General features: G+C 67.2%; 8 protein-coding genes, 1 pseudogene and 1 riboswitch. Of the genes and pseudogenes, 8 read left to right on the plus strand and 1 reads right to left on the minus strand.

The window, feature by feature from the left end:
* From A5622_RS28820 to metE, 7 genes and pseudogenes are all read left to right on the plus strand, one after another.
* Positions 1 to 125 (plus strand): annotated as a pseudogene (locus A5622_RS28820) (acyl-CoA dehydrogenase); the annotation flags it as partial.
* Entirely contained in the window at positions 122 to 1,240 is a 1,119-nt protein-coding gene (locus A5622_RS02070) for an acyl-CoA dehydrogenase family protein (protein WP_066876361.1), read from the plus strand. The pseudogene A5622_RS28820 and the gene A5622_RS02070, both read left to right, overlap by 4 nt.
* Entirely contained in the window at positions 1,240 to 1,887 is a 648-nt protein-coding gene (locus A5622_RS02075; protein ID WP_066866149.1) for a nitroreductase family protein, read from the plus strand. The genes A5622_RS02070 and A5622_RS02075 overlap by 1 nt, the downstream gene beginning before the upstream one ends.
* A gap of 138 nt (positions 1,888 to 2,025) precedes the next feature.
* Positions 2,026 to 3,306 carry a TetR/AcrR family transcriptional regulator gene (locus tag A5622_RS02080; RefSeq protein WP_066876369.1) on the plus strand — a complete coding sequence of 427 codons (1,281 nt, stop codon included), beginning with the start codon at positions 2,026 to 2,028 and terminating at the stop codon, positions 3,304 to 3,306.
* A 97-nt stretch (positions 3,307 to 3,403) separates the two neighbouring features.
* Complete coding sequence (locus tag A5622_RS02085; RefSeq protein ID WP_066876363.1) at positions 3,404 to 4,246, plus strand: SDR family oxidoreductase; 843 nt, start codon at positions 3,404 to 3,406, stop codon at positions 4,244 to 4,246.
* A gap of 22 nt (positions 4,247 to 4,268) precedes the next feature.
* Positions 4,269 to 4,922, plus strand: coding sequence for an SDR family oxidoreductase (locus A5622_RS02090; RefSeq protein WP_066876365.1), 654 nt, complete (start codon positions 4,269 to 4,271; stop codon positions 4,920 to 4,922).
* Between the two features lie 51 nt (positions 4,923 to 4,973).
* A riboswitch (cobalamin riboswitch) is annotated at positions 4,974 to 5,176 on the plus strand.
* Positions 5,177 to 5,312: 136 nt separating this feature from the next.
* Positions 5,313 to 7,592, plus strand: a complete 2,280-nt coding sequence (gene metE, locus A5622_RS02095; protein ID WP_066876367.1) for a 5-methyltetrahydropteroyltriglutamate--homocysteine S-methyltransferase — start codon at positions 5,313 to 5,315, stop codon at positions 7,590 to 7,592.
* Positions 7,593 to 7,687: 95 nt separating this feature from the next.
* Here metE and A5622_RS02100 read toward each other — a convergent pair whose 3' ends face one another.
* Positions 7,688 to 9,412: a DUF3556 domain-containing protein gene (locus A5622_RS02100; RefSeq protein WP_066866137.1), complete on the minus strand. Its 1,725-nt coding sequence runs from the start codon at positions 9,410 to 9,412 to the stop codon at positions 7,688 to 7,690.
* 169 nt (positions 9,413 to 9,581) lie between these two features.
* Here A5622_RS02100 and A5622_RS02105 point away from each other — a divergent pair, with 169 nt between their 5' ends.
* Positions 9,582 to 10,946: an FAD-dependent oxidoreductase gene (locus tag A5622_RS02105; RefSeq protein ID WP_066876371.1), complete on the plus strand. Its 1,365-nt coding sequence runs from the start codon at positions 9,582 to 9,584 to the stop codon at positions 10,944 to 10,946.
* The last annotated feature ends 177 nt before the right edge of the window (positions 10,947 to 11,123 follow it).

Here is an 11,123-nt window from a genome sequence, read left to right on the forward strand (position 1 = left end):
GCGGCGCCGGCGCGCCGTGGGCGAACTACCGGCTGACGTCGCGGTCGCTGACCATCGCGGGCGGCACCACGCAGATCAACAAGAACATCACCGCGCAGCGGGTGCTGGGGTTGCCGCGCAAATGAACCTCGAACTCACCGACGAGCAGGTGGCACTGCGCGACACCACGCGGCGCTTCCTCGCCGAGAAGGCTCCGATCGCCCAACACGTGCGGGCGCTGCTCGACGATCCGACCGGAACCGACGAGGCGGTGTGGCGCGGTCTCGCCGACCTGGGCACCACCGGTCTGCTGGTGCCCGAGGAGTACGGCGGCGCCGGCATGACGATGGTCGAGGCCGGCGTCGTCGCCGAAGAGCTGGGCGCGGCGCTGCACCCGGGACCGTGGCTGTCTGCCGCGGTGGCCGCCCCGCGGGCGCTGACCCGGCTCGGCGCCGCCGAGACCGCACGGGAGTGGTTGCGCGGCATAGCCGACGGCACCACGGTCGCAACGGTCTGCTTTCCGGATTCGGCGACCGTTGCCGCGAGCCGACGCGACGACGCGGTCGTGTTGCACGGCGAGATCGCCGCGGTGCCCGACGCCGTGGCCGCCGATGTCCTACTCGCGGTCGCCGAGAACGGCGACGGCCCTGAGCTTTTCGCCGTGCGGGCCGGCTCGACCGGCTTGTCGTTGGCACCCGAATCCGGCATCGACCCGACCCGCAAGCAGTTTCGCGTCACGTTCGACGCCGCGCCCGCCCAACGGCTGACCGCGCCGTCCACCGCCGCCGATCTGGCCGCGGTGATCGACGACGTGCTGATCGCCTCCGCGGCCGACGCGCTGGGCGCCGCGCGCGCCGTCATGGGCCTCGCGGTCGAATACGCGAAAAGCAGAACGCAATTCGGCCAGCCGATCGGCTCCTTCCAGGCCGTCCAACACCTGTGTGTGGACATGTACGAGACCGTCGAGCTGGCCCGCAGCGGCGTGATCCACGCCCTGTGGCTCAGCGACGCCGCCCCGGGAACGGGCGCTGCATCCGGCGAGGAGCGGCATCTCGCCGCGGTGCGGGCCAAGGCGTTCGCCGGGCGACTGGCCACGGTGGCCGACACCGCCATCCAAGTGTTCGGGGGCATCGGCTACACCTGGGAACACGATGCCCACCTGTACCTCAAACGGCTGCTGAGCTGGAGCGCGTTTCGCGGGGGCCCCGACGAGTACCTCACCGAACTCGGTGCGCGCCTTGCCAAGCGAGGCCGGGCCTGATGGACATCGACTACCTGCTCACCGCGACCCCGTCGGCGCGCAAATCGCTCGACCTCGACGCGCCCGTCAACCCCGACGACATCCGCGACTGCCTGCGAATCGCGTTGCAGGCCGCGAACGGGTCGAATGCCCAGTCCTGGCGCTGGCTGGTGATCTCGGATCCGGAGCTGCGCACCGAGATCGCCCGGTTGTATCGCCAGGCCTACCTGCTGCGGGTCGGTGGGCAGATGCTCGCCGAGCTGATGCCCGCGGGCACGCCCGAGAGCCGGGTCATGTCCTCTACGGAGTGGCTCGTCGAGCACATGGCCCGCGTGCCGTTGCTGGTAATCCCTTGCTATGAACCGTACTTGCCTCGGATCGAGGGCGATGAATCCTTTCATCTCGCCACGCTGTACGGCTCGATCTTTCCGCCGGTGTGGAATTTCCAATTGGCCTTGCACACCCGGGGGTACGGGACCTGCATCACCACCCTGCATCTGCATCACGAGGAGGAGATCCGCAACCTACTCGGGATTCCGCCGACCTACGTTCAGGGCTGTCTGCTACCGGTCGGCCGGCTGCGCGCGGGACGCACCTTCTCGCCTGCGCGGCGGCGGCCGCTCGAGGAAGTGGTCGCATGCGACCGCTGGGACGGCCCCCCGCTCTAAAATGGGGCTTTCACGCCTTTGTGCAGCGCATTCACCGCGCGCAGTCTGATAGCCTCTAACAAAGATTTGGTTCGGCAAGAGAGGACGAATGCGAATGCTCGCCGACCCGCAGTCGTCCAGATGCGCACACCGCTGACCATGGCCAAGGCCGAGTCACTGCGCGCCGGCGGCACAGCCGAATCCCCGACCCGCCGCGCCGAAATCCTCGCCACCGCGGCGTCATTGATCGCATCCTCGGGTCTGCGGACGTCGCTGCAGGAGATCGCCGACGCGGCAGGCATCCTTCCCGGCAGCCTGTATCACCATTTCGAGTCCAAAGAGGCCATCCTCGTCGAGTTGATCCGCCGTTATCAGGACGATCTGGACCGCATCGGGCGGGCCGCACAGGCGAGATTGGACGAACCCGACGCCCGTCCGGTCGAAGAACAGATCATCGAACTCGGGTCGGCGATCGCCGACTGCGCCGTAGAGCACCGCGCGGCCCTGCAGATGTCGTTCTACGAAGGGCCGAGCACGGATCCGGAGCTGATCAAGCTGACCCAGCAACGGCCCACGGCGATCCAGGAGGCGATGCTGCAGACGCTGCGCGCCGGCCGGTGGAGCGGCTACATCAAACCCGACATCGACCTTCCCACGTTGGCCGACCGCATCTGCCAGACCATGCTGCAGGTGGGCCTCGATGTCATGCGCCACAAGTCCGCCGCCGACCAGGTGGCCCAACTGCTGTGCCGAATCATCCTGCAGGGCTTGGCAACTCGGCCGCCGGCCGACGCGGCACTGGATCGCTCGAAAGCGTTCACCGCCGCCGATGACGTCATCGCCACCTGGTCCGACGACAGCGATGCCGACCCGAGCGACAAGGCGGCGGCGGTGCGGGCCGTGGCACGCGCCGAATTCGGCCGCAGAGGATATGAGGTCACCACCATCCGGGACATCGCCTCGGCGGCGGGCCTGGGCACCGGAACGGTGTATCGGGTGATCGGATCCAAGGACGAACTGCTCGCGTCGATCATGGAATCCTTTGGCAGGAAGGTCGAGGCGGGCTGGGTCAGCGTCCTGCGCTCGGATGCCACGCCGATCGAAAAGCTGGACGCGCTGAGTTGGGTCAACGTCAACGCGCTCGATCGGTTCTCCGACGAGTTCAGGATTCAGCTGGCCTGGATGCGCCAATCGCCGCCGGACACGCCGAATCCGGGTTGGCTCTACGCCACGCGGCTGCGGCAGATGAAAACGCTGCTCACCGAGGGGATCCGCTCGGGAGAGATCGCGATCGACGCCCCCTCCACCGCGATACTGGCCCGCTGCCTCATCGGCCTGCAATGGATACCGGAGAACATCCTCGCCGAGGTCGGCACGCGCGCGGCCTTGGTGCACGCGCGCGACACCGTGCTGCGCGGCGTCGCGGTCCGCGGCAAGTAACGCTCGAGTAACCCGCCCCGGTATTGAACCAAATAACTGTTACCCATACAGTTGAGCAGTTAGAACCGCGTTGGCATTATCCGAGAAGGGGATTTCCATGACCATTGTCGATCGGTTGCGCTACGACGGCAAGCGCGCTCTCGTCGTCGGTGGCGCGACTGGCATGGGCGCCGCGGCGGCCAAGTCAGCGGCCGAGCTGGGCGCTGAAGTGATCGTGATGGACTACGCGCCGGTGACTTACGACGTCGCCAAGTCCATCCAGGTCGACCTGCGCGACACCGCGTCGATCGACGCCGCGCTCGAGCAGCTGGACGGCCCCGTCCACGCCGTGTTCTCGGCCGCCGGCATCGCCGACGGGACCACCGACCTGATGGCGATCAACTTCCTCGGTCACCGGCACCTGATCGAGCGCCTGCTCGAGCGCAACCAGCTCCCCTCCGGCTCGGCGATCTGCTTCATCTCCTCGGTCGCCGGCATGGGCTGGGAGAACGACCTGGACCTGCTGAACGAGTTCCTGGCCACCCCGGACTTCGCGTCGGCCCAGGAATGGGTCAAGGCGCACGAAGCCGAGGGCATCATTCACTACGGCTTCTCCAAGAAGGTCGTCAACGCCTACGTCGCCACCCAGGGCTATCCGCTGCTGAAGAAGGGCATTCGGATCAACGCGATCTGCCCGGGCCCCACCGACACCCCGCTGGCCCAGTCCAACGCCGACCTGTGGCTGACCTTCGCCCAGGACTACCGCGAAGAGACCGGCTCCAAGGTGCACACCCCGGAGCAGATGGGCGACGTGATGGCGTTCCTCAACAGCGCCGCCGCGTTCGGCATCAACGGAATCACGCTGCTGGTGGACTACGGCCACACGATGGCCTCGGTCACCAACGCCTACCCGCCGGGCAAGCCGATCATCGACATCATCATGGGCAAGGTGAAGCTCTAAGGAGCGCGCTACCGTCGGAGGGATGGCACGCATCATCGTCTTCGGCGGGCACGGCAAGGTCGCGCTGCAGCTGGCTCGTAACCTGACCCAGCGCGGCGACCAGGTGAGCTCGGTCTTCCGCAATCCCGACCAATCCGACGACGTCACTGCCACCGGCGCCGAACCGGTGGTGGCCGACATCGAACGGCTCGACACCGAAGCGCTGGCCGACCTGGTGGCCGGGCACGACGCGGTCGTCTTCTCCGCCGGTGCCGGCGGCGGCGACCCGGCCCGGACCTACGCCGTCGATCGCGACGCGGCGATCCGGGTGATCGACGCCGCCGCACAAGCGGGCGTCAAGCGGTTCGTGATGGTGTCCTATTTCGGCGCCGGGCCCGACCACGGTGTGTCCCAAGGCAATTCGTTCTTCCCCTATGCCGAGGCCAAGGCCGCCGCCGACGCCCACCTGCGCGATAGCGACCTGGACTGGACGGTGCTGGGACCGGGGCGACTCACGCTGGAACCCGCCACCGGCAAGATCGTCCTCGGGCGCGGCACGGGCGAGGTGTCGCGCGCCGACGTCGCGCTCGTCGCGGCCGCCGCGCTGGCCGACGATTCGACCATCCGGCGGACTATCGAATTCAACAACGGCGACGACGCAACTGCGCTCCCGATCGCGCAGGCGTTGGCGGGCTGACTAAGCTCGAGTCCGCAGCTGGTCTGCCTGTGCCGCAACCGCGGTGCCGGCATCGAGCGAAGCAACGTTAGTAACGCTTCGTAAGAGGGAACCCGGTGAGAATCCGGGACTGTCCCGCAACGGTATGCAGGAACGACCGCCGTCAGAGTTTTTGGCAAGCACTGGTCGCAAGACTGGGAAGCGACGGCCATTAGGAGCACCACCTGAGTGCGCGCCTGCGAGTCCGGAGACCTGCCGGCTGTGCCGGGCGCGCCGCGTCCGGCGGCTCATCGCTTCGAGGAATGGGCGTCAGGCTGCAGCCGTTGCGGTTGGTACCCGGGTACGCACCGCTAACGGATCGGCTGCACGTCCGCCGGCGGTGACCACCACGTCGAATGAAGGACGAATATCGTGACCCCTCAAGCATTCACCGCCACGGTTGTCGGCTCGCCGCGCATCGGCCCGAAACGCGAACTCAAGCGCGCAACCGAGGGCTATTGGGCCGGGCGCACCAGCCGCGCCGACCTGGAGAAGGTCGCCGCCACCCTGCGCCGCGACACCTGGCAACACCTGGCCGACGCCGGGCTGGACTCGGTGCCGGTCAACACCTTCTCCTATTACGACCAGGTGCTCGACACCGCGGTGATGCTGGGCGCGTTGCCGGCCCGGGCCGCACAGGTTGCCGACGATTTGGATCGCTACTTCGCCGCGGCACGCGGCAACCAAGACGTCGCACCGCTGGAGATGACCAAGTGGTTCGACACCAACTACCACTACATCGTTCCCGAGATCGGGCCCTCGACCACGTTCTCGCTGAACCCCGACAAGGTGCTTTCGGAGCTGAAAGAGGCTCTGGGACAAAACATTCCGGCCCGCCCGGTGGTCGTCGGCCCGATCACGTTCCTGCTGCTGAGCAAGGCGGTCGACGGCGGCGGCGCCCCCGTCGAGCGCCTGCAGGAACTGGTGCCGATCTACTCCGAACTACTGTCACTGCTGGCCGACAATGGCGCGCAGTGGGTGCAGCTCGACGAGCCGGCGCTGGTCACCGACATCTCCCCCGACGCGCCTGCGTTGGCCGAGGCCGTCTACAACGCGCTGGGCAACGCGAGTAACCGTCCCGCCATCTACGTCGCCACCTACTTCGGCGACCCGGGTGATTCGTTGGGGGCGCTGGCCCGCACGCCCGTCGAGGCGATCGGCGTCGACCTGGTCTACGGCGCCGACACCGCAGTGGCGGCGGTGCCCGAGCTCGCGAACAAGACGCTGGTCGCCGGTGTGGTGGACGGACGCAACATCTGGCGGACCGACCTGGAAGCGGCGCTGGGCAAGCTGACGACGCTTGTGAATTCCGCGGGGCACGTGGCGGTTTCGACGTCCTGTTCGACGTTGCACGTGCCGTACTCGCTGGAGCCGGAGACCGGGCTGGACGACGCGCTGCGTAGCTGGCTTGCGTTCGGGCAGGAGAAGGTCGCCGAGGTGGTGACGCTGGCCCGCGCCCTGCACGGTGACCTCGGAGGCCGGGCCTCCGTGGCCGACGAGATCGCGGCCTCCAACGCGGCCGTGGCGTCCCGCAAGAGTGACCCGCGCCTGCACAACGACGATCTAAGGTCGCACATCGACTCGATCGTCGCGTCGGGTACGCACCGGGGTGACGCGGCGCAGCGCCGGGCCAGCCAGGAGGAGCGCCTGCACCTGCCGCCGCTGCCGACCACGACGATCGGGTCGTTCCCGCAAACCGTCGCGATCCGCAAGGCGCGCGCCGCGTTGGTCGCCGGCGAGATCGACGAGACCGAGTACCGGAGGCGGATGAAGCAGGAGATCGCCGACGTCATCAAGTTGCAGGAAAGCCTCGGGATCGACGTGCTGGTGCACGGCGAGCCGGAGCGCAACGACATGGTGCAGTACTTCGCCGAGCAGCTGGACGGCTTCTTCGCGACCAAGAACGGGTGGGTGCAGTCCTACGGCAGCCGCTGCGTGCGCCCGCCGGTGCTCTTCGGCGACGTCATTCGCCGGCATCCGATGACGGTGGAATGGGCGAAATACGCTCAGTCGCTGACCGATAAGCCGGTCAAGGGCATGCTGACGGGGCCCGTGACGATTTTGGCGTGGTCGTTCGTCCGCGACGACCAGCCGCTGGCCGAAACGGCCAACCAGGTGGCGCTGGCCATTCGCGACGAGACGGTGGACCTGCAGGCGGCGGGCATCGCGATCATTCAGGTCGACGAGCCGGCGCTGCGGGAGCTGCTGCCGCTGCGTCGCGCCGACCAGGACGAGTACTTGCGTTGGGCCGTAGGCTCTTTCCGCTTGGCCACCTCCGGCGTCGCGGACTCCACCCAGATCCATACCCACCTGTGCTACTCGGAATTCGGTGAGGTGATCGGGGCCATCGCCGACCTGGACGCCGACGTGACGTCCCTCGAGGCGGCACGCTCGCACATGGAGGTGCTCGACGATTTGAACTCGATCGGCTTCTCCAACAGCGTGGGTCCTGGCGTGTACGACATCCACTCACCGCGGGTGCCGAGCACCGGCGAGATGGCCGAGTCGCTGCGCGCGGCGCTGCGGGCCGTGCCGGCCGAGCGGCTGTGGGTCAACCCGGACTGCGGGCTGAAGACCCGCAACCCCGACGAGGTGACCGCGTCGCTGCGCAACATGGTCGCCGCGGCGCAGGAGGTGCGGGCGAGCGCATAGGTCATCCCGAGCGTAAGCCCACTGCGATTTCCAACGGGATATTTCGCAGTGGGCTTACGCTCGCGGGCGGACGCCGGCCGGACCTACGCGGCCGGCTACTCCGAAACCACCTGCACCGGAACGTCGTCGGCCCACGGTTGGCGGACCACCATGTCGGCGACCCGGACGATGCCGCGCTCGAATTCACCGGTCGCGGCGTCGACCAACCGGTACGCCTGCGTCTGCTTGTGAATCGGTTGCGCATCAAGCAGAACCACGCGGACCTCGCCGGGCTCGAAGTGGCAGCGCTCCTGCAGGGCGGCGATCAGTTGCTCGTTGTGCATGTGGCCGTCGCCGAAGTTCCAGCCGATCGCGGTGCTGCAGATCCGCTCGCCGTCGGTGATGACGTAGTCGTCCTCGTTCTGGCCGGCCATGGCCCGGTGCGCCAGGGTGAACAGCGCCCGGCCGTGAGTGTTGAACCCGCGGAACGCATATCCCATATAAATCGGGATCTGCGCCGCCTCGGGGCTGCCGTAGAACCGCTCCAACTGGGCCTGCGGCATGCTGGCGATCGCCACGATGCCCCGGCCGATCTTGTCGCTGGCCGAGGGTTTGATGCACCACAGTGTGGTGTCCCAGTTGCCGGCGTAGTAACGCATCCCGGGCAGGAACGAGATCTTGCGCGGGAACATGTTGCCCAACAAGACGATTCCCGCGATGACCACGAAGAGCACCGCCACCACCACCGGGTGTTTCAGCTCGCGCAGCCCGATGTGGGTGTGCGCAACGAACAACGACAGCACGCCGAAGATCATGAAGACGTTCCACTCCAGCGGCACGCCCATCGGGATCGACACGAGGATTCCCAAGTGGAAGCACACCATCACGATGGCGGCGATGGTCACCGGCCAGCCGCCGTGACAGAAGAAGAGCGGTAACGGCACCAGCATCTCGATGGCGGTGCTCAGGTGTGCCAGCCAGCGTGACAGGCGGCCAGGCCGCAGGTCATCCGGGAAGTGTTCGAAGAAGCGCCGTTTCAGCCAGCGGGGCCGCACCAGCGGGTTGTTCGACATCATCGTGGAGATCACGAACGGAAAGTGTTTGTTGAGTTTGGATGTCGCGGCCCCGATCCAGATCACCAGGAAAACCACCTTGGAGCCGACGATCATGTCGGGCGCGCCGAACAGGAACGTCACCGCCATGGTTGCGTACACCTCACCGCGGGCGGCCAGGAAGATCACCTTGTCGCGCAGACCAACCACCGCCAGCAGCAACAGGATCAACACGATCTTCCAGGCGGGCAGCAGTCCGATCGTGGTGCCCAGCTCGGGCATCGGCCCGGTGCCGTCGGCGAACAGCGCCGCGAACGTAAACAACAGGAACAGCGCGTAGAGCGCGACGTCGACCGGCTTGCGCTTGGTACCACTGGTGAGCGGGACCCGATCCGGCCACGGTGGCAGCCGGATGGTGCCGAACCGCATCCAGTACAGAATCGAGCCCATCGGCGGGAAGAACCGGTTGTTCAACGGCCCGAAGCCGCATCCCAGCCCGATCACCTCGAACAGCATCGTGTAGAGCACGACCTTCTCGAACACGATCGGCTCCGACCACCACGACGCGACGTGTGTGATACCGCCGAGACCGTTGGTGGCCGACGCGAACAGCCACGCGCCCAGGATGTAGAGCAGGATCTTGACGACATAAAACAGATGGAGCACCACCGGCGTGCCGAAACCCACCTCGGCCCAGTGCTTGGCCATCGGCCGGATCTTCTCGCTACGGGTGCCCTTGTTCCATTCGGCCATGTCGAGCTGCGGCAGCTCGGGCTTCAGAAATCCCATGGTTCCACAGACTAGAACGTGTTCTAGGCCCGCGTGCTGCAACCTTGGGCCCCGGCGCGGGCGGGTCGCCGCCGGCGCGAACGCAAACGGAAATCTGTGTTAACCGGCCACCACCGGCGCCCGGTCAGTGTAGTTTGCTGCTGGGGTGGGCGAGGTTGAGGAGACAACCGTGTCTGAGGTCGATTTTTGCGTGGTCGGAGCGGGATTCGCGGGTTTGACGGCCGCTTTGCGACTCATCCAGGCGGGGCATTCGGTGGCCTTGCTGGAGGCGCGTGATCGGGTCGGTGGCCGGACCTTCACCGAGACGCGAGCCGACGGCACGTGGATCGATCGCGGCGGCGCGTGGATCGGCCCGGGCCAGGACCGAATCTATGCGCTGATGAACGAGTTCGGTGTGCCGGAGTACAAGCAGCACAACGACGGCGACGCGATGATGATCGTCGGCGGCAAGAAACACCGCTACGGCGGCACCATCCCGTGGACCGTCAGCCCCTGGGCCGTCGCCAACCTCGGGATCGGTCTGGCCACCATCGAGAAGATGTGCAAGGCGATTCCGCGCGAGGCGCCGTGGGAGGCGAAGAAGGCCCAGGAGTGGGACCGCATCAGCATCGGGCAATGGATCGAGAAGAACTCCATGTCCTCCGAGGCCGCGGAGATGCTGGACATGGCCTTCGCCGGCCTCTACACCTCGGCGGCGTCTGAGACGTCGCTGCTGTGGGGCCTGCTGCAAACGGCGTCGGCGGGTGGGCTCACGTTCGCGATTTCGGGCAAGGGTGGCTCCCAGGACGCGCGCCCGGTCGGTGGGATGGGCGCGCTGCACCGCCCGATGGTGGCCGCGCTGGGCGACGCGCTGCACCTGTCGCAGCCGGTGCGCCAAATCGCCCAGGACGCCGACGGTGTGACGGTCAGCGCGGCCGACCTGACGGTGCGGGCGCGCCGAGTCATCGTCGCGATCCCACTGGCCATCGCCACCTCGATTCACTACGAACCGATGCTCCCGGTGGACCGGGCATTTCTGCACCATCGACTGCCGAGCGGCGCGGTTATCAAGACTTCGCTCATCTACGACGAACCGTTCTGGCGTGCCGACGGACTCTCCGGCCAGACCGCCGCGCCGGGGTCTCCCGCCACCCTGACCATCGACGCCTGCACGGACACCGCGGATCCGGGAATCATGTGCGTCATCACCGAGGGACGCGCGGCGCGCCGCCTCACGCAACTCGACGAGGCCGAGCGCAGGGCCCTAGTCATCGGCGAACTCGTCGATCGGTTCGGCGAGAAAGCCAAAGCGCCGCAGGAGTTCCACGAGCAGAACTGGACGGTGGACCGCTATTCCGGCGGCGGGATGATCGGGCACGCCCCCACCGGCGTGCTGACCGAATACGGCTACACCTTGCGCGAGCCCTGCCGCCGGATCCATTGGGCAGGCACCGAAAGCTCGGCGATCATGTGCGGGTGGATCGATGGCGCGATTCGCTCCGGCGAGCGCGCCGCGGCCGAGGTGGCCGAGGCCGAGACCGCGGCGGTCGCGTAGCCCGAATCAGCGGGGCAGCATGCCCAAACCAGCGTGGCAGCGTGCCCAAATCACTTGTGCCTCTTTTGTTTCAGTGGTTTCAGGGGAGCGCTTTTTGTCGGCAAGTTGCCTCATGTCAAGATGCGCGCGTTGGGGGTGTCGTTGCCTCACGTGAGCGTGCGCGCTTGGTGACGGGAG

It is taken from the genome of Mycobacterium sp. 1245801.1 (assembly GCF_001673055.1).
GTDB classification, from domain to species: domain Bacteria; phylum Actinomycetota; class Actinomycetes; order Mycobacteriales; family Mycobacteriaceae; genus Mycobacterium; species Mycobacterium europaeum_A.

Excerpts from the sequence above, each read along its gene's own strand:
- A5622_RS02070 (WP_066876361.1), top strand. The coding sequence starts at position 122 with ATGAACCTCGAACTCACCGACGAGCAGGTGGCACTGCGCGACACCACG.
- A5622_RS02100 (WP_066866137.1), bottom strand. The coding sequence starts at position 9,412 with ATGGGATTTCTGAAGCCCGAGCTGCCGCAGCTCGACATGGCCGAATGG.
- A5622_RS02090 (WP_066876365.1), top strand. The coding sequence starts at position 4,269 with ATGGCACGCATCATCGTCTTCGGCGGGCACGGCAAGGTCGCGCTGCAG.
- A5622_RS02080 (WP_066876369.1), top strand. The coding sequence starts at position 2,026 with ATGGCCAAGGCCGAGTCACTGCGCGCCGGCGGCACAGCCGAATCCCCG.
- A5622_RS02075 (WP_066866149.1), top strand. The coding sequence starts at position 1,240 with ATGGACATCGACTACCTGCTCACCGCGACCCCGTCGGCGCGCAAATCG.
- A5622_RS02085 (WP_066876363.1), top strand. The coding sequence starts at position 3,404 with ATGACCATTGTCGATCGGTTGCGCTACGACGGCAAGCGCGCTCTCGTC.